Genomic DNA, 26,651 nt, shown 5'->3' on the forward strand with positions numbered 1-26,651 from the left:
AAACCTTCACCTAATTTTGTTCTTGATATTTATTATATGCACTAGGCCCCCATAAAAATAGCTGCCCATTTTTAAATAATAACCCAGTACATTCATCCATAGTGGTTATACCGTCAGATGTTTTATGCTGTGTACGGTAAAAAACAATCTGAAATACCTGTTCACCATCTCGTTTGGCATAAGTAAGGTCGGGGCTGCCTAAATAATCAAGCACAGTATTTAGTGTTGTTGGCTGCTCAAGTGACAGTTTTTCGATATAACGTTTATTAAAAGCTTCTCGGTCTTGCCAGATCATAGCCTGAGGATCGTCTTTATAAAAAGTGATCACCAACGCTGCTATCAATGCATATAGCCCTAAACCTAAAATTAAATATCGGATAAATTTTTTCAATATGGTTTACTCTAACTCCGGTAACTAATAATAGTATACGTTTTGTAATGTTTAGAGGCTATTAACTTGCGACTAATTAAGTCTTAACTGCTTTAAACTAAAGCCTAAATTTATATCGGTGCGTAAACTAACCAAGTGCTTTGAGATTACGTACATATCCATATTAGCGGCTAACTTTGCTTTAATACTCGGGCTTAGAGACTCATCTTCGGCCGCATGCTCAATAGAATGATAGTTATTAACTATTTGCTGCGCAGACTTAGTACCTATTCCTTTTACTCCCGGAATATCATTTGTTTTATCACCAGCCAAAGCCCAAAAATCAACGAGCTTATTTTGCTCAACACCAAAACGCTCTTTTATACTTGTCTCATCTAAATAGAGTTTTTTAAAGTAATCATAAACTGTAATGTAGGGGCCTAAATAGGGTAAAAAGCCTTTATCAGTAGAGACAACAGTATTAGCTATTTGATTATTTGATGCCTTAAACGCAAGCGTTGCAATAATGTCATCGGCTTCATCGTTAATAGGCTCAAATACAACAATACCGGTTTCTTCTATTGCGGTTTTAAAGTGCTCTAAGGCACCTTTTAGCACTTGAGGCATTGGGGCACGGGAGTGTTTGTAGTCTTTATAAAAATGATAACGCCAGCTTTTGTCACCATCAAATACCGCAATCGCATGGGTTGCATTGCTTGTATCTAAAAGCTTTTTGCACGCATGAGCTACACGTGCACAGCACGTTTGTATCATTTGCTCATCACTGTGATGTTTTTGATTTGCGTCAACGGCGTAAATGCGCCTAATTAAATTAAGCGCATCAATAAGAAGTAAATGGGGTTTCAAACTATAAAACTCATGCTTTTATTTTGTAACACGGAATATATTTGCTGCCAGGGAGTTTCATACGGCCTTGATCAACAAATGCTTGTAATAACGTATCCATATTTTCCATAAGGGCAGGCTCGCCACTTAAAATGTATGGACCGTTTTGCTTAATGGCTTTAACGCCTTCGTCTTTTACATTTCCAGCTACAATACCTGAAAAAGCTCTGCGTAAATTAGCCGCTAATAACTGCTTTGGTTGATCAAGATGTAAATCAAGACTTGCCATATTTTCGTGTGTTGGGGCAAAAGGTTGTTGAAAATCGTTATCGATTTTTAACGTCCAGTTAAAGTAGTAGGCATCGCCTTCACTTTTACGGTAATCACGAACATTGGCCATAGCCGATCTTAGCTTTTGTCCAACTAACTCAGGATTATCAATAATAACTTCAAACTTATCTAATGCTTCTTTACCAAGCGTCATTTCAACAAATTCACACAGCTCTTTAAAGTACGCTTCACTTTCTTTAGGGCCAGTTAAAATCACAGGCAAACATTGTTTGGTGTTATCTGGATGAAGTAATATGCCTAATAAATATAGCAATTCTTCAGCAGTACCTGCGCCACCAGGAAAAATGATAATAGCGTGAGCTGTTCTTATAAAAGCTTCAAGGCGCTTTTCAATGTCAGGTAAAATAACTAATTCGTTAACAATAGGGTTTGGTGGCTCTGCAGCAATAATGCTTGGCTCTGTTAGGCCTAAGTAACGGTTATTGGTATTGCGCTGTTTTGCATGGCCAATAGTGGCACCTTTCATTGGGCCTTTCATGGCACCAGGGCCACAACCAGTACAAATATTTAATCCACGTAAGCCAAGCTCGTAACCCACTTGTTTTGTGTATTTATATTCAACTTCGTTTATTGAGTGTCCGCCCCAGCAAACAACCATACTTGGCTCGCTATTAACACGCAAAGCACCGGCATTTCTGAGCATATCGAATACCATATGAGTAATGGCTTTTTGCTCTTTTAAATCTTTTTCGTATTTTTGACAAATAAACAAAATATCGCGAATAACAGAAAATATATGCTCGTGAATTCCGGTAATTATTTCGCCATCAACAAATGCGGTTTCGGGTGGGTTTTCAAGCTCAATTTTAATGCCTCGTTCGCGGCTTACTAAACGAATATCAAAATCTTTGTATTTGTCGTATATATCGCTACTTTCGTCGGTATGGCTACCTACATTAAGCACTGCTAGTACGCAGTTTCTAAATAACTTATAACGCTCACTAGCAGAAGATTGCTCTAATAAATCAACTTCTAATTGCGACAGTAAATCTAAAACCCCAGTTGGGTTTAACTGTATTAACATAGACGTTCTCCTTACTGCTAAATCGTAAAAAACTACTTGTCATAAAATTTATAATGGCTATGACATTATTTACTGGTACAAAGTCTATCTCGTCCTGAATTTTTGGCCTCGTAAAGAGCATCATCTGCTCGATCAAATGCCTTTAACAGAGTATCGCCTTTTTTAAACTGAGTTGCACCTACCGAAATAGTGATCTCAATTTGTTTTTCTCTAAATTTAAAAGGTATATTTTTAATTACCTTTCTTACTTTATCCAGAGGTAATGTTGCGTTTTCAAGCGACACACCTGGCATTAACAATACAAATTCTTCACCGCCGTAACGCGCTATAAAATCGGACTTTCTTACCGATTTTTGCAACGCTTTTGATATAACCTGTAAGGTAATGTCACCTGCGGTATGGCCAAATCTATCATTGATAGATTTAAAGTGGTCAACATCAATAACCGCAAGCGTAACATCTGATGGCTGCACATTAAACAAATGCATTTCGTGATTGTAACGTTCATCAAATGCAGCTCGGTTAGGCAGTTTTGTAAGCCCATCAAGTAAACTTTTAAAGCGCTGTTCGTTTAAACGTTTTTTATACGTTGTTAACTTATCTTCTAAAGTAACAATTCGTTTGTTTATTTCACTAAAGCTAGTGCTAAGCATTTCTCTATCTTTTCGTTCTAACTTTTCTTTTGCTAGAAAATCTTCGCTTAGTGATTTTAATTCGTTATCTACAAGTTCTTTTAAAGATGAGATTGACGTTGCTTTTTGTGTTTGTTCGTTGAGGTTTTTTATTTTTAGTTCAATGCTTTTATTTAACGAATCAAACTCAATACTCATCGATTCTGAGTGTCTACTAGTAGAGACAATAGAATTATGTAGATCTTCGAGGGTTTGATTTAATGAAACTAAAAAGCTTTGTGCAGATTTACGCTCTTTGCTAATGTTTTTTACTACGACTTCAATTATGTTAATCGCAACATCGAGTAATGCATCGATTGTGTCACTTTCTGTAATATTATTTTTTATACTATTAATTTGTAGTGTAGCTTCTTCTTCAAGTATAAGTTCGTTAGCTAGCTCAAGTAGTTTTTTTGCACGAGCCTGTTTTACAGGGCGCTGATTATCGGCTTGAGGGTCTTGCTTAGTTAGCAATGCTTCATGATAAAAAAGAATAAGTTGATCAAGTAGCGGAATATAACCATGGGTTGACTGAACGTTATTAATCTCTTGATCGAGTAAATTTCTCAGGGCTCTGCGAGTATCGTCAGGTAAACCTTTAGTTTTTTGTAACTGTTTACCTGCATTTTGTACACTGTTGAATAAATTACGTTGCTGAGCTTGCTGAATCGATTCTTGATTTTTAAGTAATATCAAAGTTTCACTAACAAGGGGGGAGAGGTCTTCAAAGCTCATACCTTTATTGAGTGCACTTCTAAATTTAGCAAGGCGATTATCTAACTCAATATCAAGCCCTTTACAGCTTAGCGAAAGTTTAGCTGCAAAGTCGCACAAAATATCCACTTGATGTTTGCGTGCACTCTCAATAGCCATACGAGCATCAATTGCTTGTTTGAGTTTTTTATCTGTTGGATTAGATCTTTCAGACACCTAAGCGTACCGCCATCAAATTAATTTTATTATCTTCAGTTTACAACAAATTTTTATTATGTGTAGTTATCTAGTAAAAAACTTAGAAATTTTAATAAGCTACTACGTATAAACTCGTATACGGGGCAATTTGTCGTATTTAATTCACTTTTAAATAGGGGCTTGCTAGTCTTGCAGGCAATTAAGTTTCCACTAAGAGTTTCTATGAAAAAGTTATTAGCCCTATCTATTTTAGCTGCATGTTCAGCACCTGTATTTGCCGATGTAAATTATTCTTTAGAAATTTCGCAACCACAACATCATTTAGGCGATGTAAGTGTTGAGTTTCCAAAAACAGCGCAAGCACATCTTGATATAAAACTTCCTGCATGGCGAACGGGTCGCTACGAAATGCTAAACCTTGCCAATGGCATTCGTTACTTCAAAGCTAAAGATGAAGATGGTAAAGAGTTAAAATGGGAAAAAATTGATCACAGTACATGGCGTGTACACCTTAATGAGCCAACAGAAGTTAATGTTGACTACCAGGTGTATGCAAATGAGCTTGGTAAGCGCGCTCGCCACATTGACGACAGCCATGCATTTATAGATGCATCAGGCTTTTTTATGTTTAGTGAATCATTTCGCCAAGAGCCAGTAACCGTTAATTTAGAAGTGCCTAAAAAGTGGCGCTCTGTATCGGGTATGGATAATTTAAAAGGCAAAAATTCATTTAAAGCAGCAGATTACGACGTACTTGTTGATTCACCAATCGAAACGGGTATTAACCAACTACACACATTTGAAGTAGATGGCCGTGAATACGATTTAGTTATATGGGGCGACGGTAACTACGATGTAGAGCAAATGCTTACCGATCTTAAAAAATTAGTTGCTACTGGTAATGTAATTTGGGATGGCTATCCATATGAACGTTATGTATTTATGGTTCATGCTACGTCGGGTGCTGGTGGTGCAACAGAGCATTTAAACTCAACAATTATTCAACGTCCACGCGATAGATTTGGTAGCCGCGAAGATTACCTAGCCTTTATTAGCACCGCTGCGCATGAGTTTGTTCATACGTGGAATGTTAAAGCATACCGCCCTCAAGGTTTAGTGCCGTACGATTACACTAATATGAATTACTCTAAACTGCTTTGGATTGCAGAGGGTTCAACAAGTTATTTTGAAGATCATTTAATGGTTCGCTCTGGTATTGAAACCACAGATGAATTTTTTAAAGTGATGAGTAAAACCATTAATCGTCATTTACAAACACCGGGCCGTGAAGTGCAAAGCGCAAGCGAAACAAGCTTTGATAAATGGATTAACCAAGGTGGCGATCATGCACGTAACTACAGCACTAATATTTATTCAGAAGGTTCATTACTTTCATTAGTTTTAGATATCGACTTGCTAGAAAAAAGCCAAGGTAAAATAAGCTATCGCGACGTACACAAAGCACTTTATAACAATCATAAAATGCCAGCTGGTTTTACAGATGTAGATGTACTTAATATCTTAAAAGATTTAACAGGGCGTGATTACTCAAGCTGGTGGCAAGAAAATGTTGAGTCGCCTGCAAGTATTAACTTTGACGACTTACTTACTAAAGTAGGCTTGAAATTTGAACGTCCTGAAAAAGCAAAAGCGCTTGCAAGTATTGATGCTACCGCTAAAAACACAGGCGAGTTACTTACGTTAAGTTACGTTCGCCGTGGTGGCAGTGCGTGGAAAGCAGGTTTAACTACCGATGATAAAATTGTCGCTATAAACAAACATCACGTAGGTAAAGATTTAAAAACCAGCTTAGAAACGTTTAAAAAAGGCGATAAAGTAACCATTGACTATCTTCGTCGCGATGCTCTTGAAAGCTTAACATTAGTATTATCAGAAGATTTTGATAAGCCTAAAAAAGTAGTTGCTGATAAAGAGGCAACGCCTGAGCAAAAAGCACTATTCAAAGCATGGATTGGCGTGGAACATCCAAATGATGTGACAAAAAAATAAATTCAGTTTTTATAGCGTTTAAATATAGTTAACAATTATTAAAAAAGAGCTTCGGCTCTTTTTTTGTTTTGTATAATGGCGTATATAATGTACATGGAAATTTAATATTAAAATTAAATTTAATTATTATTTAGTATTTCTCTATTATTAAATAAAATTATTTATGGATATAGCCTCAAAATGAAATTAGATAACCCGACTTCAAACTTAACCCATCAATTTGTAATTAACGACTATTTGCATCAATTATTTGATGCGGTAAATGTTATTTCTGTTCAAGGTTATGACAATGAACGTCGTGTTATTTATTGGAATGAAGGCAGTGAGCGACTTTATGGATATACCAAAGAAGAAGCCATAGGACAAAAAATAGAAGACCTTATAATTCCAGAGCCAATGTGTGAGTTAGTTATTAACGCACATAGTGATTGGGTAAAAAAAGATATAGAAATTCCAGCATCTGAAATTATCTTACAAGACAAAGATGGAAACAATGTATCGGTTTTTTCCAGCCATGTTATGTTTACAAATCAATATAATACAAAACAAATGTACTGTATTGATATTGATTTATCTGAGGTTAAAAAGGCACAAGCGGATGCGTCATTTAATGAGCATATGCTAAAAACTATTTTTGGAGCAATTCCTGACTTATTTTTCTTGATGGAAAATGATGGAACTATTATTGAGTATCATGCCAGTAATGAGACCGATCTCTACACCAAGCCAAAGCAATTTATTGGTAAAAAAATGGGTGATGTACTCCCTCAAGATGTAGCCAAAAAATTTGAAACCTATATCAGCCTTGTATTAGAAAAAGAGCAGATGATGAGCTTTAAATACGAGCTAGCTTTGCCCCATGGGCTCGTTTTTTTTGAAGCAAGAATAAATAAAATAACAGAACATAACCAGTTAATGGTTATTATTCGAGATATTACAGAACAGCATAAATCAGATGAAATAATTAGACATCAAGCGTATTATGATAGTCTAACTTTACTCCCAAATCGTTTTTTAGCACTTGATCGTTTGTCGCAATTACTTATTGAAGCACAAAGAAATAACGAGAAAGCGGCAGTACTGTTTTTGGATTTAGATGATTTTAAAAAAATAAATGATTCTTTAGGCCATGAAACAGGAGACAAACTTTTAATTGAATCAGCGCAAAGGCTGCAAGAGGCACTGCGAAAAGACGACACGGTAGGGCGCCTAGGTGGAGATGAGTTTATCGTATTACTACGAGGTATGACTGATCACCATGCAGCGCTAAAAATCACTGAAAAATTGGTCAATAACTTTAGAGCCCCTTTTAAAATTGATGGCCGGGAACATATACTAACAGCGAGTATTGGTGTAGCCATATACCCAGAAAATGGTACAACCGTTGCTGATTTATTACGAAATGCTGACACTGCAATGTATCAAGCAAAATCATATGGTCGTAATACTTATTCATTTTTTACTAAAAAGATGAACGTAATTATTCAGCGCCGACTAGTAATAGAAGAGCAGATGCGTGGCGCCCTTGAGCGTAATGAATTTGAGTTATTCTACCAGCCCCAATTTGACGCCAAAAATAAACACATCATTGGTGCAGAAGCGTTATTACGCTGGCATAACCCTGTGCTAGGTAATGTAACACCCGATGAGTTTATACCTATTGCCGAAAATACAGGATTAATTGTACCTATTGGCAAGTTTGTAATTAGCCAAGCATTACACTTTTTAAACACATGGCAAAGTACCTGTAAACGCCAACAAAAATATACAATGGCTGTTAACTTATCTCCTCGCCAATTTAGAGACGTAGGGCTGCTCAGTTTTATTCAAAACTCATTGAGTGAAGCAAACGTAAACCCCGAAAGTTTAGAGCTTGAAATAACTGAAGGTGTATTGATGAGTTGCCACACTAATGTTGTTGATATACTGACTGAAATTACTGCATTAGGCATTAACTTATCAATGGATGACTTTGGTACAGGTTATTCATCATTAAGTTATTTGAGAGAATACCCTTTTAATGTACTTAAAATAGATAGAAGTTTTATTGATGGTATTGTACTAAACAATGAAGACCGTAATCTCGTAAAGGCAATTATTGCCATGTCGCACAGCTTAGGACTGACAGTGGTAGCCGAAGGTGTAGAAACAAAAGAGCAGCATACATTATTGAACGAATTGGGTTGTGATTTTATGCAAGGCTTCTATTTTAGTAAACCAATACCAGCAAAACAGTTTCTTGATTTTTCGATGAATTTTGATAAAAAGTAAGATTAAACACTCGATTGTAACAATTTATTGCACGGCTATTGACCTTATTGTCCCATCGCGAGTAACCTGTTATAGAAACAAATAAAAAGGATTCTATAATGCGTTTAAAACCTCTTGTAGCTACATTAGTAGCCACATTTTCTTTATCACTTTCAAGTAGTGCCATAGCCGACGAAGGCATGTGGCAACCACACCAACTTCCAGAGTTAGAATCAATTTTAAAAGCCAAAGGGCTTGAAATTGATGTTGAATCTATTTCTAAATTAACCGAATTCCCAATGAATGCGGTAATTAGCCTAGGTGGCTGTACAGCATCGTTTGTATCGCCTAAGGGTTTAGTTGTGTCAAACCATCACTGTGTTTATGGCTCGGTACAATACAACTCAACACCTGAAAACAATATTTTAGAAAATGGCTTTTTAGCTAAAAGTCCTACAGAAGATTTACCTGCAGCGCCGGGCTCACGCGTCTATGTAACAAAAACGGTTACCAACGTAACAGATGAAGTAATTAAAGGTACTAACGAGTTAACAGCAAAAGCACGCTACGACGCACTCGAAAAAAATGAAAAAGCGCTAGTAGCCCAGTGTGAAGCCGACGAAAGCTATCGTTGTAATGTGTATTCGTTTCATGGTGGTTTAGAGTTTTACCTAATTAAGTCACTTGAAATTAAAGACGTACGCTTAACTTATGCACCGGCAATGGGCGTAGGTAAATACGGCGGCGATATAGATAACTGGATGTGGCCGCGCCACACAGGCGACTTTGGTTTTTACCGCGCTTATGTAGGCAAAGATGGAAAACCTGCAGAGTACAGCGAAGACAACGTACCTTACGTACCTGACTCTTACCTAAAAGTAAGTGCCAAAGGCGTGCAAGAAGGCGACTTTGTAATGGTTACAGGCTACCCAGGGCGTACTAACCGCTACCGCATTGCAACAGAGGTAGATAACGTATTTAACGACAGTTACCCTAAAGCACGCGTTCATAACTCAAAATACGTGTCGCTTATTGAAGAAAACTCAGAAGACGGCAGTAAAGCGCGTATTGCTTACGAAAGCACCATTGCAGGTTATAACAACTATATTAAAAACTATGGTTCGATGATCGAAAGCTTCAAAAAAGGCACTATGCTTGAGCGCAAAAAACAGTTTGAGCAAGACCTAACACAATGGATCAATAGTGACGGTGAGCGTAAAGAGCAATACGGAAGCGTATTAGGTGAGCTATCTGAGCTAATTGCGCAATCACAAGAGCACAGTGAACGCGACCGTATGTTAGGTTATGTACATCGCTCACAAATGATCAGCACAGCACGACGTTTATACCGCTTAGGTTATGAAAAGCAAAAGCCAAATAGCGAACGTGAATCTGGTTATCAAGAACGTGACTTACCTCGCATTAAAGCAGGGCTTGAGCGCATGACGCGCCGTTATGATAGCAAAGTAGACAAAGCTATTTTACTGCACTTTTTAGAACTGTATGCAGCACTTCCAAAAGAAGATCGTTTTAGCGACGTTGATAACGTATTTAAAGTACAAAATGGGTTTGATAAAGCAACCCAAAGCGCGTTACTTGATAGCATGTATGAGCAGTCAAGACTCGATAATGCCACTGTTCGCAATTCATTATTTGAGCAATCGTTTAGCCAGCTAAATCAAAGCCAAGACCCTTTTGTGCAGTACGCTAAAGCAATCTTTAAAGTAATGAAAGCTGAGGAAGATAAATCAAAAGCACTTGCAGGTAAATTACAAGCAGCTCGCCCAGAGCTAATGAGCGCAATAATTGCGTTTAACAAAGCTAAAAACAAACCTGTATACGCCGATGCCAACAGCACATTACGAGTAACCTATGGTACCGTAGGCGGCTACTCACCTCAAGATGGCTTGGTAGCAACACCCTTTACATCGCTTGAAGGGTTACTAGCTAAAAACACCGATGTTGACCCATTTAATGCACCTAAAAAGTTACAAGAGCAAATTAAAGCCAAGCTTTACGGTGATTACACGGGTGGCATGAATACAGTACCCGTTAACTTTTTATCAAATGTAGACACTACCGGTGGTAACTCAGGTTCACCAACACTTAACGGCAAAGCAGAACTTGTAGGCTTACTGTTTGACGGTGTTTACGAAAGTATTATTGGTGATTGGGATTATAACCCAGAGCTTAATCGCTCAATCCACGTTGATTCACGCTACATGCTGTGGGTAATGGATAAAGTAGATAATGCACAAAACTTATTAGACGAAATGACAATCGTAAAATAAGTAATTAGTGAGATAAGAGAAGGGCGCTTACCGTAAAGGAAGCGCCTTTTTGTTGGTGTTTGATTCGCTTATATATGACTGGTAAGTGCCATGATCGGATAATCGAAACCTTAGTCGCTTGTTATATTTAAATTTTACGCTCAAAGGCTAGATATAAAGTTGCAAATAAAAAACCACTAAAGCCTTTTTCCATTTTTGATAACACCCACCCATCTCTTGCCAACTCGTTTGCTTTAGCGTTTGCTCTATTTAACATACCACCTGTAGCCCAGATTTGAGAAACTGCAATAAACTTATACTCCATGTAACACTCCTTTAAATATAACTGCTTTATCAGAGGACTCTTTCTCTATTTTTAAGCGAAAACGTCCTTATTTTATGAGCTTCTATTAATAGCAAAAAGCATAAGTTATTGCTAGCTATATATATTATGCTTATGATGGGTTATTTGAACATATAAAAAAGGGGGGAAGTAGTCATTAATTAATTACTCACTCAATGACTGATTCTCGCCCACAGCACGCTTCAGCAAAGTACCACTTGCTGTCATATAAATAGAAATTAGCAAAGGTGACCTCATTTTCTTACCTTTTTGTTGGTGTTTGATTCGTATATTTATGGCTGCTAAGTGCCAATTGCAGACATTGGTAACGCCTTAAGCGGTGAGAAACTGTTTGCTAAAATGTGAAACGAAGTGGAGCCGTGTAAACTGTTACGAATCCGAATTTAAGGTTTTTTAGCTCTTTGCCATTATTTGCTCAATGGTCAAGTTTGAACCCAACTCAGATTCGGTATCATATTCTAAGCTTGCATCTATATATAGACGGAAAATGAATGATAATTTCACAACATCGCCATCTATTTCAATGTTATAAATAGATTTGATGGATTCTATTTCATCTATGTGTTGCTTAAACTCTATTAAGTCAATCGTAACGACCAAATCAACTCTTCGCATTTCATAGAAGCAGCTAATATAAACACTTTTTTCAGGAAGACGGCTGACATAATGAACACTCGGATCCTCTAATCCCTCAAAAATATCAGGAACAATTTCGATAACATCCGTTAGTTTATCCGAAAATACAGATGCACCTAAAAGTCCACTAATATCAATATTTTTCATATTTTTAAGATAATTTTCTGTTTCTTCAATCAGAAAATATTCTAAGTCATCAAGTATTTCTTCACGACTAAAAGCATTTTCAACTTTATCAACATTATCTTTGATAAAATCAAAAATATTTAAGTACGGTTTTATAATTGCTGAAATACCCATTTCATCAATATCTTTTTGCAAATCTTCGTTAAAAGATAACTTCTTGTTTTTCTTTTCAAAAAAATCATGTTTATTATTTGTGATGAAAGCTATTTCACCTTCAACATTCTGGGCTTTTAAATAACTTAAAAGTGAAAGCCAGATCAAAGTGTCACGATAACCTTTCTCTTCACCAGTGAATGGTTTGACTAATCTTAATGCTCTATCAACAACCTGTTTATGTGGCACTTCATCATATGGAATATTTTCAATACTATTAACTTTATATTTTAAGATCGCTTGAACGTCATATTGCGCTATTCCGATACTTTCAACAGTGAAATCAACACATTGTTCGTTAAGTTTATTTACCCTATTAATCAACCTATCAATTTCTGTTGTTGCTTCAAATAGCTCTCTCTCACGAATGTTATTAACTTCCTGAGCGACTAACTTTGATAATAAAAGGTCGAGTTGTTCATTATTTAAGTAATGAAACAATAGTTTAAAATTTGCATTGTCCACGAACCAGTTGTTGTAAAATGCATTTGTGTCTAGAAATACTTTCATGAAAATCTTCTTTTCTTTAAGTGAAACTAAGTGTCCAACATATCCCAATCTTCACCAAGTACCCAGCGTAATGCAGATACTTTTCCATTTAGCATTCCCCACTCAAAGTCATCCCATCCAAGGTTTTCTTTACCAAATTTTGCTTCCACTTTTTTTGCAGATGCTAGAGCACCTTTCCAGATTTCAGGATCAACTTTTTCACCTTGGAACTCAATTTTGTACTTCAAGTTTAAGTGACGGTTGTACCAGACCTTTTGAATCATATCGTCTAATTCTATTAGAATTTCATCTATGCTCCGATCATAATCGTGTTCGTGCATATTTAGAGTGTAATTTTTGAACTCTCCATAATCAGCAGCTAATAAATCTAACTTCTCAGTATAAAAATTTAATTTATGCTCCTGTTGTGCAAAGAATGCTAATTGCTCTTCCTTTGTTAATTCTAAGTCCAGATACTCTAACCTTATGCCATAATTTGACGGCTGATCAAGGATGCTACTTATTCTCTCAAGGTGATAGACCGTGACATCAAAATCAACGAGATTCTCTAACTCATGACGTTGAGACAAAGTAAGTTCCTGATTTGTTATAAATACGAGACCTTTAGCATCGTTTTTTATTACACCATCAGTATCTCCCATAAATTTATTTTTTATTTCAGAGAGCGACTTTTGTCCACGAGGAAAATATACTGCACCGACATATTTGTTGGAGTTTTTAGCACATAAGATATCTTTACCACCATCTCTACCATCTAATGGATGAGAGGGATCAACTGAGTGGTACTGCTCAGATTTAAGGATATGAGCAGAAATTCTTTCTGCTGCTTTCTGACCTTTTGTCCAATTTAGTAAACGGAACCAAGTTTCGTCTCCTTCTGACGATCTTCTATTACTCAACGGTGACTCCAATGTATGAATGTAGTGCTAACAGCTTATAGAACACCATTTTGGTGGTCTATAGCACACCAAAACGGCGTATATTACATACCCTGATAATTTCACCAATAATTACCTTTGTAAACAAGTAATTAAAACAGCTAGGAATTAAGCATGTTATTTTGCCCCAAAACGGCGTTTAATAATGTTATCGGACAAAATTAGGCTTCAACTCAAAGAAGTAGGAATAAATTTAACTTTTTCAATGACCGCTTCTCGCTCTGAGCTGCCTTTAACTTAAATCAAATCAGCTCAACACCCTTTAATATATTTCATGTGCATTTTATAACCAAGAAGTGCTAGGTTAGTGGTAAATTAATTGAAGGAAATAATTATGAAATTAGAGTCATTAGCACTGCACCACGGTTACGAATCTGAGCCTACGACCAAATCGGCAGCCGTGCCTATCTATCACACTTCTTCTTATACATTTGATAATACGCAGCATGGCGCTGATTTATTCGATTTAAAAGTACCTGGAAATATTTACACCCGCATAATGAACCCAACTAATGCCGTACTTGAACAACGTATTGCCGCGATGGAAGGGGGCATTGGTGGGCTAGCTGTTGCCTCTGGGATGGCTGCTATTACCTATGCTATTCAATGCTTGTGCGAAGTAGGCACTAATATTGTAAGCACCAGCCAAGTATATGGTGGTACGTATAACTTATTTGCTCATACACTACCTAGGCAAGGTATTGAAGCACGCATGATTAAAGCTGATGACTTTACCGCGTTCGAGAATGCAATTGACGACAACACCCGCGCTGTTTTTTGTGAATCTATTGGTAATCCTGCAGGTAATATTGTTGATATTGAACGTTTAGCACGTATTGCACATAGCAAAGGTGTGCCGCTTATTGTTGATAATACCGTGGCTACGCCGTATTTATGCCGCCCATTTGAGCTAGGCGCCGATATAGTGGTTCACTCGCTGACAAAGTATATAAACGGGCACGGTACAGCCATTGGCGGCATGATTGTCGACTCAGGAAAATTTGATTGGAAAGCCAACGCCACGCGCTTTGCAATGATGAACGAGCCCGATCCGTCGTATCACAATGTGGTTTATACCGAAGCTTTTGCTGAAGCTGCATTTATCGGTCGCTGCAGAGTAGTGCCACTTAGAAATACCGGCGCAGCGCTTGCCCCTAAAAACGCATCTGACATTTTAATCGGCCTTGAAACCTTAGGCTTAAGAATGGATCGCCACTGCGAAAATGCACAGCACTTGGCTGAGTATTTAGAAAATCATCCAAAAGTGCTTTGGGTTAATTACGCAGGGCTTGAATCAAGCCCGTATAACGAAATGAGTCAAAAAATTACCAGTGGTAAAGCATCCGGTATTTTAAGCTTTGGTATTGCGGGTGGGTTAGAGGCTGGTACTCGTTTTATTGATGCATTAAACATGATTTTACGCTTAGTTAATATTGGCGATGCCAAGTCGCTTGCGTGTCATCCTGCGTCAACTACACACCGCCAATTAAATGATGACGAATTAGCAAATGCAGGCGTAAGCCGCGATTTAATTCGTTTGTCAGTCGGTATTGAAAACATTGTAGATATAATGGCAGATGTAAGCCAAGCGCTCGATAAAGCTTAAAATTACATTAATTAGAAATGCTTGTTCAGCTTTACTGTAAATACAGTATCGTTTGCTAAAAAGGTTTAGGTTTTCTAAACCTTTTTAGACATTCATTTAGCAACAGTGTAAATACAGGCAGTAGGCTAAATATTTATTACTTTAACCCAAATAAAAAGGGCTAAAAGTAGTGGTTTTTCACAATAGTTGGTATGTTACAAGTAACATTTTATTTAATTGTGTGTGATGAAAAAAAACAAACGTTCTTCTCTTCAAGATATTGCCGATGCGGTTGGTGTAACCAAAATGACGGTGAGTCGTTATTTACGTAATCCCGAAAAAGTATCAGGGTCTACTCGCACTAAAATTAGTGCAGCTATTGATACGCTAGGCTACATTGCAAATAAAGCCCCTGATTTACTCTCTAATGCTAAAAGCTACTCTATTGGTGTACTCGTTCCATCGTTAACGAACCACGTATTTGCTCAGGTGATAAGAGGCATTGAAGATGTGACAGGGCCTGCAGGATACCAAACAATGTTGGCCCATTATGGTTACAACCCTGAAATTGAAGAAAAACGGGTTGAGTATTTATTGTCGTACCACGTTGATGGTTTAATTTTATCAGAAACCACACACACAGACAGAACGCTAAAAATGATTGAGATGTCAGGCGTACCTGTGATTGAAATAATGGATACTCATCACTCTCCTATGCAGCAAGCGGTTGGTTTTGATAACGTTAAAGCAGCTTTTGATATGACGACAGCGCTTTTAAATAAAGGCTATCGCAATATTGTTTATATAGGTGCAAGGCTCGATGTACGAACACGCCTAAAATTTCAAGGTTATTCAGATGCTATGTTAGCTAAAGGCTTTATGCCTAAAAGTGTGATGACTGATCAAGCTTCATCTTACAGTTTAGGCGCTGAACTTTTACAAAAAGCGCGTACTGACTACCCAAATACTGACTGTTTGTTTTGTACTAATGATGATTTAGCAATTGGGGCTATTTTTGAGTGCCAGCGAAGCAACATTTTAGTGCCTAGCCAAATGGGGATTGTGGGTTTTCATGGTCATGATATTGGCCAAGCAATGGTGCCTCAATTAGCAAGTGTGATCACCCCTCGTTATCAGATAGGTAATGTTGCGGGAAGAGAGTTGTTGAGCCGGATTAATTCCGATTTGGATACTAGCATGAATTATAAGCAAGTAATTGATACTGGTTATATAGTTCATCTAGGTGAGAGTGTTTAAATACTCAAATTACATGAGCTTAATTACATGATCTTAATTACCTGAGCCTAAATAACAAAAGGCTCAGGTGATTTTTATATGTGTGATGATAACTCTACACACTGTAAATTTACAAAAACAGAGAAATAATCATAGCGACAAGTGCGCCAACAGTACCAATAATGGTTTCCATTACTGTCCATGTTTTAAGAGTTTGCATTTCGCTCAAACCGAGATAGCGACTTGCTAACCAAAATCCTGAGTCGTTTACATGGGAGAGCACAATAGAGCCCCCACCAATAGCGATAGTGACAGCGGCAAGCTGCGCTCCATCAAGGCCTAAAGGCTGAAGCATTGGAATAATTAAGCCACACGCTGTAAGCATAGCTACTGTCGCAGAGCCTTGAATGACCCGCACAGCGGCTGATAATACAAAAGCGAGTATTACAATCGGTAAGCCTGAGCCAGCTAAGTAATTACCCAGTGCCGTACCTACTCCTGAATCAACTAATACTTGTTTAAATACCCCACCGGCACCAGTGACAAGAATAATAATTCCCGCAGGTTGTAAGGCACTACCACAAATTTCCATGATTCTAGCATTAGGGACACCGCGCCTTGCGCCGAGCAAATAAAATGCCATTAGGCAGGCAACTAAAATTGCAGTAAATGGATGACCTATAAAGGCTAACCAATTATATAAATCAGAGTCTTTTTCAACAAAGCGACTACCAATAGTATTTAAACTAATCATAATTAATGGCAAAGCAATCAAACCTAATGCTAATCCAAAACTAGGTGTGCCTTTACCAACTCTTTGGTTATCGTCGATTTGTTCGTGCTGTGGGAGTTCTACATGAATAGATTTAGAAATAATAGAGCCCCAAATTGGACCTCCTATAATCATTGCCGGTATGGCAGCAATAAGGCCAAATAAAATCATATAACCATAGTCAGCGCCTAATTGAGAGGCAACCAAAATCGGCCCTGGCGCAGGAATAAGAAACGCCTGACAAGACGCTATCCCAGCAAGTAGCCCAATACCAATTTTAACAACGCTGCCACCGCCTTTTCGTACCACAGCAAAAACAATACCGATTAAAAGTACAACGGCTACATCAAAAAACAGGGGGAGGGCACAAATAAAGCCCGTAAAGGTAAGCGCCCAATTAGCGTTTTTTTCTCCAAAACGGTGTAAAAGTGTGTGGGCAATACGATCCAGCGCGCCGGTTTCTTCCATTACTTTGCCAAACATGGCACCTAAAGCGACCACAACCGCTACAAAGCCTAGTGTTCCGGCCATTCCCTTTTGAATTGTAGCGGCAATTATTTCAGGGCTCATTCCTGAAAATAATCCTGCAATCATAGAAACAAGGATCAAAGAGACGACAGCATGTAGTCGCACTTTCATTACTAAGAAAAGCAATAAAAATATGGAGCCTGCCGCGGTTAGTATTAATGATAAATCTGACATTTTTCCCTACTTATATTCAGTGTGAATTATGATGTTTAGTGTGTGTTTAACTTCACTTTCGCATTTGTTACGGGTAACATGTTACCCGTAACTCAATATAATATATACATTGAAAATAATTAATTATTAAATTAAGGCGAGGGTAATACATGAGTAACACAAATGTAGGTCGTGTTTATATTGTAATGGGGGTTTCAAGCACAGGAAAGTCAAGTGTGGGTGATGCATTAGCAAAGCGCATTGGCGCTAAATTTATCGACGGAGACGACTTACATCCCAAGGCTAATATATTAAAAATGTCATCTGGGCAGCCTTTAAACGATTCTGATCGTGTGCCTTGGCTAGAAAGAATACGTGATGCTGCATTTAGCATTGAAAAGAAAAGTGAGATTGCGGTAATAGTCTGCTCTGCATTAAAAAAGAAATACCGAGAACAAATATGTGACGGAAATATAGGTATTACCTTTTTACATCTTTATGGTGATTTTGAGCTGGTTAAAAGCCGTATGCAGGACAGAAAAGGGCATTTTATGCCTGTTGATTTACTCAAAAGCCAATTTGAAACGCTAGAAGTACCAAAAGAAGATGAGCCCAATGTTATAAATATAGATATTAATAACTCATTTGAGCAAGTAGTCAAAAGTTGTATTAGCGCAACTAAAATGAATAAGCACAACAAGTAAAAAGTTTTTAGTTAATCAGTTAACTGTTACTTTTAACATTTAGGGGCTTTATTTGTTATGAGTTAGCATCTGCTCGTGGTGTTTCTAAAATCGCTTTTTTTTCATCTTCAGATAATATAATCCAATCAAAAATTTCTTCGTTGGTACGCCCGCAACCAGTGCAGTAACCGCTGCGCCTTTCGCATATTCCTAAGCAATCGGTTTTAAATTTAGATGGTTTTTTGTTTTGATTTAATTGGCGCATTATTAAAGTCCTAACGGTGGTGCAATTTCAAAGCGGGTAGTGAAGCCATTACCTTCTTGATTAGTTGAAAGTGTAATCACTGGGGTTTTAGTATCAAGTACAAAGGTGCTATAAATTGAACTTGCTGTTTCTTTTTGGCTTTCAAACCAGCCTGTATTGGTTAAGCATTGGCGTAATTGTAGAGCTAGTTTTTGATGAGATGTTATTGTTTGCGTTTGTGTTTTAACAGGCGTTTGGCATTGGTAGCTTGCTTGCTCTGACTTATTTAAAGTAACCGTACAGGTTGCTCCAATAATATGAGTATTAGTACGCCATTTATTAGTAAACTGGTTATTTACTTTATCTGTTTTTATTGAATTAAAACCAGATTCATAACCATTTATTAGGTTATTTATGGTGCTGCATTCATCGAGTGTTACTATGGTTTTTACAGACTGATTCGTTGTAGTAGTAGTTGCTGTAGTTGTAGCAGTCTGATTAGTTTTGCCCGTACAGCCCGCTAAAATAAACGCGACAACTAAAATAAATGCGACGAAGGAAGGAGTTATATAGTTTTTCATAGTTCACAGTAACCGATTAATTGAGCCTCGCACTATACCATACATAATTTACTCAACTAAAAGCGAAAAACAAAAAGGCCCATATAAATATGAGCCTCCTTGTTAATCACAACTAATGCTATTTATGGCGACCTTGCAAGCATTTAACTACATCTTCAAGGGCTAAGCCTTGGCGTTGTAGCAATACAGTAAGGTGATAAATCAAATCAGCAGATTCGTTTGTTAGCTCATCGTTATCGTGTTTCATAGCGGCAAGGGCTACTTCTACGCCTTCTTCACCTACTTTTTGACAACTACGGCTTAAGTCTTTTGCAAACAATGACGCTGTGTAGCTTTTTTCAGGGTCGTCGTTTTTACGCGCAACAATCACATCTTCTAACTGTGCTAAAAAGCTTAAACTTGGTTTTGCATCATCACCAAAACAGCTTTGTGTGCCTAAGTGGCACGTTGGGCCTTCTGGGTTGGCAAGTACTAAAATTGAATCGTAGTCACAATCTGTATGAACAGATACTACGTTTAAGTAGTTTTCTGATGACTCGCCTTTAGTCCATAATCGTGATTTTGAACGCGAGTAAAACGTCACTTTATTGCTCTCAAGCGTTACATTTAGTGCTTCGCTGTTCATAAAGCCTTGCATTAAAATAACACCAGAGCGGGCATCTTGAATAATAGCAGGGATCATTTCACTTTTAGCGAAATCGACTTGAGCTTGGTTTTGTTGTGTTACTTGCATAATCTTGCTGCCACTTGGTTATCTGTTAAAAATTGTTTAAGTTCGCCAATGTTAATCACATTTTTATGAAAAACGCTGGCGGCTAATGCACCATCTACTTTACTTTGTTTAAATACATCAACAAAATCTTGCATAGAGCCCGCACCGCCTGAGGCGATTAAAGGAATGTTACATAGCTCGCGAATTTTACTGAGTTGCTCGTTGTCGTAACCGTTACGAACGCCATCTTGGTTCATGCAGTTTAATACAATTTCGCCTGCACCCAAGTCTTGTACGCGTTTAACCCATTCCTCGGTTTTATAACGCGTACGGCTTGATGCATTAGGATCGCCAGTAAGCTGATAAACTAAATACTCGCCAGTAGTTTCATCAAAAAAGCTGTCTATGCCGACTACTACACATTGCTTACCAAACTCATCGTGTAATTCTTTAATAAGTTCAGGGCGTGCAATAGCAGGGCTGTTAATACTTATTTTGTCTGCGCCGTGCTCTAAAACACGCGCTGCATCAGCAACCGATTTAATACCGCCGGCTACACAAAATGGAATATCGATATTACGTGCAATGTTCTCTACCCAATTTACATCAAGAAGGCGTTTTTCAACGCTTGCACTGATCTCGTAAAAAACCAGTTCATCTGCGCCGGCTTCGCTGTAGGCTTTAGCCATTGTTAAAATGTCGCCAACAACTTCATGGCCTTTAAACTTAACGCCTTTAACTACTTGGCCGTCTTTAACGTCTAAACACGGAATTATGCGTTTTGATAACATGCCAATGCCTCCTCAACGCTAAATGCGCCATCAAGCAATGATTTACCTAAAATAACGCCGCCAACACCGAGCTCTTTAAGTTTTTTAATGTCGTCAAGTGAGCTTACACCCCCTGAGGCTTGCACTTTAATTGTGCTGTTGTGGCGAGTTAGATCTTCGTAAAGCTCAAATGATGGACCCGTCATGGTGCCATCTTTACTGATGTCCGTGCATAAAAAGTCAATAACACCTAAGCCCACATAAAAATCAACCAGTTCAAGTAAACCAAACTCAGATTCACTTAACCAACCGTGCGTAGCAGGTGCCCAGCCAGTGGCTGTTTTATTTACATCAAGAGCAATAACAAAGTGCTCTGCGCCAAATTGTTCAATCCAGGCTTTTACTTGTTCGCGTTTTTCTACTGCCATTGAACCAATAACAACTTGGTTTGCACCGGCTTTTAGCCAATCACTTACATCTTGCTCTGAGCGAATACCGCCGCCCACTTGGTACGGTACGTTAAGTGCTTTGGTTGCAGCTTGAATATGTTTCCACTGTTTTTTACTTGGATCGCGTGCACCTTCTAAATCAACAAGGTGCAGTTTACCTGCGCCGCTGTCTGCATATTCTTTTAAACGCGCGCCAAGCTCGAAAGGGTAAAACTGTGCTGTGTCGTATTTACCTTGGTACAAGCGCACAATTTGATTTTGTAATACGTCTAATGCTGGAATAATCACAACTAATCTCTTTTTTGTTAGTTAATGGGCAGCTTACAACTGCCAATCAACAAAATTTTGTAATAAACGTGCGCCAACTTTTGCGCTGCGCTCTGGGTGAAATTGCATGCCCGCGTAATTGTCTTTAGCAACAATGGCTGAAAAGGTTTGACCGTACTGGCCGCTAACTAGTGTGGCGTCGTTTACGGTGTGCGCAAAGCTGTGAACAAAATACACTTGCTCATCAAGCGTTAGCCCTTTAGTTAACGCATGCTCTTTGTTAACGCTTAAGTTATTCCAACCCATATGCGGCGACGTTAAATTGCCTACATCAAGCGCTTTTACTTGCCCTGGTATTTTACCTAGGCACTGTACGTTACCTTCTTCGGTGCTTTCGCACAGTAACTGCATACCTAAACAAATACCCATAAGCGGGCGCTGGTATTCGTTTATAGCTTGTTGCCAGCCGTTATCGACTAGGCGTTTCATAGCAACCGATGCATGGCCAACACCTGGCAATATAGCGCGCTCAAAACCCGCTAATTGCTCTGGTGAAGTAATTACTGTTGGCGTTTGGCCTAAGCGTTCAAACGCAAAGCGTACTGAATTTATATTGGCACAACCGGTATTAATTATGGCAATCATAAACATCCCTTAGAGCTGGCTGTTTGTTGGGTCGTGTCTTGTGCTACTGCCATACGAAGAGCACGTGAAAACGCTTTAAATAAGCCTTCTACTTGGTGATGACAGTTACCATCGCTTACCGATAAAATAAGGCTAATAGCGGCATTATCACTTAAGCTTTTGAAAAAGTGCTCAACCATTTGTACATCTAAATCGCCGGCTTTTTCGCGGCTAAAGTTAGCGTTTAATACAAATGATGCTCGGCCCGATAAATCAATTTGCGCTTCGGCTTTACACTCATCCATAGGAAGAGCAAAACCATAGCGTGCAATTTGCGATTTAGTACCTAGAGCTTGTTTTAGTGCTACACCGAGTGCAATACCAATGTCTTCAACAAGGTGGTGCTCATCTATGTGTAAATCGCCTTTGGCTTTAATGTTTAAACCAATGTTTGCGTGCGTGCGAATTTGATCAAGCATGTGATCAAAAAAGCCAAGGCCGGTGTCAATGCTGCCATTTTTAGTTTGATCTAGGTTTATTGCCACATCAATTTGGGTTTCTTTGGTATTGCGTGTAACACGACCTTCGCGGTTTGCGGTGGTCAATTTAGTTACTATTGCACTCCAATCGCCGTCGTATAAAATACCTTCACAACATAAATTTTGAGCAAGACCAATATCTGTTTCACGGTCGCCAATAACAAAAGAGCGTGCTAAATCAACTTTGCCTGAGCGCATAAGCTCGGTAAGTAAGCCTGTTTTAGGTTTACGGCAATCGCAGTTTTGCTCGTTAAAGTGTGGGCAAATTAATACGGTCTCAAAGTTAATACCTTGGCTTTGCATTATGTCCATCATTTTGTCTTGTGCTATGTCAAAGTCAGCAGTAGGAAAGCTGTCTGTGCCTAAACCATCTTGGTTAGATACCATAACTAAGCGGTAACCTGCGGCTTGTAGTTGCAATAAAGCAGGGATAACGCCAGGTAAAAATGCTAGCTTTTCAAGGCTATCTACCTGTTTGTCGGTAATTGGCTCTTCAATAATAGTGCCGTCGCGGTCGATAAATAAATAGGGGTTACTCATGATACTTCGTTTCCTGCTAAAGATGCTGTGGCCGCTGGCATTTGTAAGCCATCTAACCAAATTTTTACTTGTTCAAGTTCTTGTTCACTGCCAATTGAAATTCGTAGCCAGTCGTCTTCACCGTATAGCGTAAAAGCGCGCATAACTAAACCTTGCTCAAGTGCAATTTTAAAGTAGTTTTTATCGGCTAATTTTAAAGTAACAAAGTTACCTTCACCAGTGAGAATTTTTAATGCAGCAGGGGAGGCGTTGAGCCAATCCACTAATTTAGCTTTTAAGCTATTTAAAATAGTCACTTGGCGACGCATTGATGTAATTGCATCAGGTGCAATTGCTTGCGCTGCAATGCTTGCTACTACGCCAGATACCGGATACGGCGCAATGACTTTACGAATTGGCGCAAGAGTTGCTGCTTGTGCAAGGGTAAAGCCTGTTCTGAGGCCCGCTAGTGCAAAGGCTTTAGAAAGCGTACGCAAAACCACTACATTACTAAACTCATTAATAAGCTTAGTCGCGCTTTGCTCTGGGCAAAACTCTATATAGGCTTCATCAACAATAACTAATGCAGAACCCGCAAGTGCTGTAGCAATCGCTTTGACTTTATCAAGTGGTGTTAGGCTGCCCGTTGGATTATTTGGGTTACAAATAAATACCAGTTTTGAGTTACCCACAGCTGTTACTATTTCGTCAGCACTGCCACTTAATAACAATTCTTGCGTAAGTGCATTAATGCCAACGTTGTGTGTATCGGCGGTTACTTTGTACATACCGTAGGTGGGTAAAAATAACGCGATGCTATCTTTAGCTGGCTCACAATATGTGCGCACTAAAAGCTCAATGCCTTCATCTGCGCCACGCGTCATTAATACATTTTCGCTTGCAAGCTCTGTATAAGCGGCGTAGCGGTCAATAACCAGCTGCGGCTGTGGATCAGGGTAGCGATTTAAATCTTCAATACTCAGTTCAAGATTTTTAGCATACGGGCTTTCGTTAGCATTTAGCCACGTAGTACCGGTTAGCTTTTCACTTTTTGCAGAGCTGTAAGCAGCAAGGGCTGCAATATTTTTAGGTAATAAGCTAGACGCTTGTGCGCTCTCATTGCTCATTTTTAATTGCCTCTAAACGAATTGAAACCGCATTAGCGTGGGCATCAAGGCCTTCTGCATCTGCAAGTGGTAAAATAGCTTTTGAAAGCTCAGTTAATCCACTTTTACTTATTGTTTGTACGGTATACGTGCGGAAAAAATCAAGCAAGTTTAAGCTTGAGTACGTTGCACTGTAGCCATACGTTGGTAATACGTGGTTAGTACCCGATGCGTAATCGCCTGCAGATTCTGGCGTGTAGTCGCCTACAAATACTGAGCCTGCATTTTTAACTTTATCTAGGTATGGTGTTGCATCAGCTAACTGTAAAATTAAGTGCTCTGGTCCGTACTGCGCCGATACGTCAAATGCTTGCTCAATTGAATCAACTAAAATAAGCGATGAATTAGCGAGCGCTTTTTCGGCCGTGTCTTTTCGGCTTAAGTTAGCTAGTTGCCGTGTAAGCGCCTGCTGTGTTTGTTCTATAATATTCTCGCTGTTACATAATAAAATAACTTGCGAGTCTGCACCGTGCTCTGCTTGTGAGAGTAAATCGGCGGCTATAAATTCTGGGTTCGCACGTTCATCTGCAATAACAAGTACTTCAGACGGACCTGCTGGCATATCAATTGCCATACCCGGAATAGTTTGCGCAACAAGCTGTTTAGCCATTGTTACAAAGCTATTACCTGGGCCAAATATTTTGTTCACTTTAGGAACCGATTCGGTGCCATACGCCATTGCTGCAATTGCGCCTGCGCCACCACTTTCTATTAAAGTAGTAATACCGCATAACTTAGCTGCATATAAAATAGCAGGGTTAATGGCTTTATCACCTTGTACTGGTGTAGCAAGTACAACGGTTTTTGCGCCGCTTAATTGCGCCAATACACCCTGCATAATAACCGACGATGGCAGTGGAGCACTGCCACCGGGTACATAAATACCGACTGCTTCGATGGCTTGATATTTCAGTTCACATACAACGCCTGGTTGGGTCGATAATTTAATATCTTTTGGCAATTGCGCTTCGTGAAAACGTTTAACGTTTGCATAAGCGGTATCAATTGCGTATTTAAGCTCTGCACTTAGTGATTGCTCTGATGCGTTAATTTCATCAAGCGGAACACATAAGCGAGGGTTAGATCTATTATCAAACTCTTTAGCCATGCTAAGTAAGGCTTTATCGCCTTGCTCTTTTACGTTAGCTAAAATAGTTTTGCATATAGCTTCAACCTTGGCACTGGCAGAAACTGCAGGGCGCATTAGCGCCGCTGCTTGTACTTGTGAAGATTCCTCATTCCAACGAAGCATGGCACTTACTCCATCATTTTTTCAATTGGCATAACTAAAATAGAGTTAGCGCCTAGGGCTTTTAACTGCTCCATTGTTTCCCAAAATAATGTTTCGCTGCTTACCATGTGAAGTGCTACGTATTCATCGTTACCCGCAAGGGCAAGTAGAGTAGGTTGACCAGAACCTGGTAAAATTTCACAAATTTCATCAAGTTTGTTTTTTGGTGCGTGTAGCATGATGTATTTGCTTTCTTTAGCTTGTCTAACACCACGTAGGCGCGGCATAAGCTTATTGATTAGTGCTAGTTTGTCAGCATCTTGAAGATCTTTATTTTGAATTAAACACGCGTTTGATTCTAAAATTGTTTCGCCTTGAATTAAGCCGTTAGCTTCAAGTGTTGCGCCAGTAGATACTAAATCACAAATTGCATCAGATAAACCCGCACGCGGTGCTACTTCAACAGAACCCGTAAGCATTACTGTACTTGCGTTAATGCCTTCGCGCTTTAACCACTGAGTTAAGATTTCTGGGTAGGTAGTCGCAATACGTTTGCCTTCAAACCAGCTCTTATCGCGAGTGCCAAGCTCTTGTGGCCATGCAAGTGCAAGACGACAGTAACCAAAGTCTAGTTTTGAAAGTTTAGTTACTTCACTTGGAACACCTTGTCGTTCACGTTCTGCTTGAACTTCTACTAGTACGTTTTCGCCAACTATGCCTAAGTCACATACACCGTCCATTACTAAACCCGGAATATCGTCATCGCGCACACGTAGTACGTCAATTGGCATATTAGTTGAGTGTGCAATTAAGCGTTGTTCACGAAGGTTAAGTTTAACACCTAACTGTTTTAGCAGATCTTGACAATCTTTAGATAGGCGGCCACCTTTTTGGATGGCGATACGTAGACGATTACTGTTGTTCATTATTCATTTTCCTTTAATTTAAAAACTAAAAACCCCGAGGGGAACCTCAGGGCGAAAATGAATCAATGTTATTTGAATCGCCAGAGGTTCCTTTTAGGAATAACCTCTCAGCGAAAGACCTGACAGGTTATTCCGGTGAATGGTGGTGATGATGTACTGTTGTCAGGTTTAAGCG

At 38.8% G+C, this 26,651-nt stretch carries 24 protein-coding genes; 6 read left to right on the top strand and 18 right to left on the bottom strand.

The window, feature by feature from the left end; translation table 11 throughout:
- Positions 1-10 precede the first annotated feature (10 nt).
- The 4 genes from I6F66_RS07135 to I6F66_RS07150 all read right to left on the bottom strand — a co-directional run bounded on the left by I6F66_RS07135 (position 11) and on the right by I6F66_RS07150 (position 4,192).
- Entirely contained in the window at positions 11-394 is a 384-nt protein-coding gene (locus I6F66_RS07135) for a DUF3192 domain-containing protein (protein WP_024591078.1), read from the bottom strand.
- A gap of 69 nt (positions 395-463) precedes the next feature.
- Complete coding sequence (gene xni, locus I6F66_RS07140; protein WP_197208995.1) at positions 464-1,237, bottom strand: flap endonuclease Xni; 774 nt, start codon at positions 1,235-1,237, stop codon at positions 464-466.
- A gap of 10 nt (positions 1,238-1,247) precedes the next feature.
- Entirely contained in the window at positions 1,248-2,591 is a 1,344-nt protein-coding gene (gene ppnN, locus I6F66_RS07145) for a nucleotide 5'-monophosphate nucleosidase PpnN (protein WP_007580678.1), read from the bottom strand.
- Positions 2,592-2,656: 65 nt separating this feature from the next.
- Positions 2,657-4,192 (bottom strand): GGDEF domain-containing protein, encoded by a 1,536-nt coding sequence (locus tag I6F66_RS07150; RefSeq protein ID WP_197208996.1) that lies wholly within the window; start codon positions 4,190-4,192, stop codon positions 2,657-2,659.
- 204 nt (positions 4,193-4,396) lie between these two features.
- Here I6F66_RS07150 and I6F66_RS07155 point away from each other — a divergent pair, with 204 nt between their 5' ends.
- The 3 genes from I6F66_RS07155 (at position 4,397) to I6F66_RS07165 (ending at position 10,725) form a co-directional block, all read left to right on the top strand.
- Entirely contained in the window at positions 4,397-6,184 is a 1,788-nt protein-coding gene (locus I6F66_RS07155) for a M61 family metallopeptidase (RefSeq protein WP_197118953.1), read from the top strand.
- 180 nt (positions 6,185-6,364) lie between these two features.
- Positions 6,365-8,455: a bifunctional diguanylate cyclase/phosphodiesterase gene (locus I6F66_RS07160; RefSeq protein ID WP_197208997.1), complete on the top strand. Its 2,091-nt coding sequence runs from the start codon at positions 6,365-6,367 to the stop codon at positions 8,453-8,455.
- 98 nt (positions 8,456-8,553) lie between these two features.
- Positions 8,554-10,725 carry a S46 family peptidase gene (locus I6F66_RS07165; protein ID WP_197208998.1) on the top strand — a complete coding sequence of 724 codons (2,172 nt, stop codon included), beginning with the start codon at positions 8,554-8,556 and terminating at the stop codon, positions 10,723-10,725.
- Positions 10,726-10,852: 127 nt separating this feature from the next.
- Here I6F66_RS07165 and I6F66_RS07170 read toward each other — a convergent pair whose 3' ends face one another.
- From I6F66_RS07170 to I6F66_RS07180, 3 genes are all read right to left on the bottom strand, one after another.
- Positions 10,853-11,029, bottom strand: a complete 177-nt coding sequence (locus I6F66_RS07170) for a hypothetical protein (RefSeq protein WP_165722958.1) — start codon at positions 11,027-11,029, stop codon at positions 10,853-10,855.
- 432 nt (positions 11,030-11,461) lie between these two features.
- Positions 11,462-12,553, bottom strand: coding sequence for a PIN domain-containing protein (locus I6F66_RS07175; protein WP_197208999.1), 1,092 nt, complete (start codon positions 12,551-12,553; stop codon positions 11,462-11,464).
- 26 nt (positions 12,554-12,579) lie between these two features.
- A complete protein-coding gene (locus I6F66_RS07180) occupies positions 12,580-13,452 on the bottom strand; it encodes a hypothetical protein (protein ID WP_197209000.1) in 873 nt (290 codons plus the stop codon).
- 373 nt (positions 13,453-13,825) lie between these two features.
- Between I6F66_RS07180 and I6F66_RS07185 the strand changes: the two genes are divergently transcribed.
- Complete coding sequence (locus I6F66_RS07185) at positions 13,826-15,097, top strand: O-acetylhomoserine aminocarboxypropyltransferase/cysteine synthase family protein (protein ID WP_197209001.1); 1,272 nt, start codon at positions 13,826-13,828, stop codon at positions 15,095-15,097.
- Between the two features lie 225 nt (positions 15,098-15,322).
- Positions 15,323-16,333 carry a gluconate operon transcriptional repressor GntR gene (gntR, locus tag I6F66_RS07190; RefSeq protein WP_197209002.1) on the top strand — a complete coding sequence of 337 codons (1,011 nt, stop codon included), beginning with the start codon at positions 15,323-15,325 and terminating at the stop codon, positions 16,331-16,333.
- A 109-nt stretch (positions 16,334-16,442) separates the two neighbouring features.
- Here the strand turns inward: gntR and gntU are convergent, their stop codons facing one another.
- Positions 16,443-17,786, bottom strand: a complete 1,344-nt coding sequence (gntU, locus tag I6F66_RS07195) for a gluconate transporter (RefSeq protein ID WP_010552956.1) — start codon at positions 17,784-17,786, stop codon at positions 16,443-16,445.
- 149 nt (positions 17,787-17,935) lie between these two features.
- Between gntU and I6F66_RS07200 the strand changes: the two genes are divergently transcribed.
- A complete protein-coding gene (locus I6F66_RS07200; protein WP_197139402.1) occupies positions 17,936-18,469 on the top strand; it encodes a gluconokinase in 534 nt (177 codons plus the stop codon).
- Positions 18,470-18,524: 55 nt separating this feature from the next.
- Here I6F66_RS07200 and I6F66_RS07205 read toward each other — a convergent pair whose 3' ends face one another.
- The 10 genes from I6F66_RS07205 to hisG all read right to left on the bottom strand — a co-directional run bounded on the left by I6F66_RS07205 (position 18,525) and on the right by hisG (position 26,476).
- The gene (locus tag I6F66_RS07205) at positions 18,525-18,713 is read right to left on the bottom strand and encodes a DUF1289 domain-containing protein (protein WP_002960277.1); all 189 of its coding nucleotides are present in this window, start codon (positions 18,711-18,713) and stop codon (positions 18,525-18,527) included.
- 2 nt (positions 18,714-18,715) lie between these two features.
- A complete protein-coding gene (locus I6F66_RS07210; protein WP_165727993.1) occupies positions 18,716-19,273 on the bottom strand; it encodes a hypothetical protein in 558 nt (185 codons plus the stop codon).
- Positions 19,274-19,391: 118 nt separating this feature from the next.
- A complete protein-coding gene (gene hisIE, locus I6F66_RS07215) occupies positions 19,392-20,006 on the bottom strand; it encodes a bifunctional phosphoribosyl-AMP cyclohydrolase/phosphoribosyl-ATP diphosphatase HisIE (RefSeq protein ID WP_165727992.1) in 615 nt (204 codons plus the stop codon).
- Complete coding sequence (gene hisF / locus I6F66_RS07220; RefSeq protein ID WP_165727991.1) at positions 19,997-20,776, bottom strand: imidazole glycerol phosphate synthase subunit HisF; 780 nt, start codon at positions 20,774-20,776, stop codon at positions 19,997-19,999. Before hisF ends, hisIE begins: the two co-directional genes overlap by 10 nt.
- The gene (locus I6F66_RS07225) at positions 20,758-21,492 is read right to left on the bottom strand and encodes a 1-(5-phosphoribosyl)-5-[(5-phosphoribosylamino)methylideneamino] imidazole-4-carboxamide isomerase (RefSeq protein WP_010552951.1); all 735 of its coding nucleotides are present in this window, start codon (positions 21,490-21,492) and stop codon (positions 20,758-20,760) included. Before I6F66_RS07225 ends, hisF begins: the two co-directional genes overlap by 19 nt.
- 33 nt (positions 21,493-21,525) lie before the next feature.
- Entirely contained in the window at positions 21,526-22,116 is a 591-nt protein-coding gene (gene hisH / locus I6F66_RS07230) for an imidazole glycerol phosphate synthase subunit HisH (RefSeq protein WP_197139404.1), read from the bottom strand.
- Complete coding sequence (gene hisB, locus I6F66_RS07235; protein ID WP_197118966.1) at positions 22,113-23,174, bottom strand: bifunctional histidinol-phosphatase/imidazoleglycerol-phosphate dehydratase HisB; 1,062 nt, start codon at positions 23,172-23,174, stop codon at positions 22,113-22,115. The genes hisH and hisB overlap by 4 nt, the downstream gene beginning before the upstream one ends.
- A complete protein-coding gene (gene hisC / locus I6F66_RS07240; protein ID WP_197209003.1) occupies positions 23,171-24,280 on the bottom strand; it encodes a histidinol-phosphate transaminase in 1,110 nt (369 codons plus the stop codon). Before hisC ends, hisB begins: the two co-directional genes overlap by 4 nt.
- Positions 24,270-25,571, bottom strand: coding sequence for a histidinol dehydrogenase (hisD, locus tag I6F66_RS07245; protein ID WP_197209004.1), 1,302 nt, complete (start codon positions 25,569-25,571; stop codon positions 24,270-24,272). Before hisD ends, hisC begins: the two co-directional genes overlap by 11 nt.
- A 5-nt stretch (positions 25,572-25,576) precedes the next feature.
- Positions 25,577-26,476: an ATP phosphoribosyltransferase gene (gene hisG, locus I6F66_RS07250; RefSeq protein WP_165727987.1), complete on the bottom strand. Its 900-nt coding sequence runs from the start codon at positions 26,474-26,476 to the stop codon at positions 25,577-25,579.
- Positions 26,477-26,651 lie beyond the last annotated feature (175 nt).

Origin of the sequence: Pseudoalteromonas sp. NZS100_1 (assembly GCF_015864285.1) — a bacterium.
In the GTDB taxonomy this organism is placed as follows: Bacteria; Pseudomonadota; Gammaproteobacteria; order Enterobacterales; family Alteromonadaceae; genus Pseudoalteromonas; species Pseudoalteromonas arctica.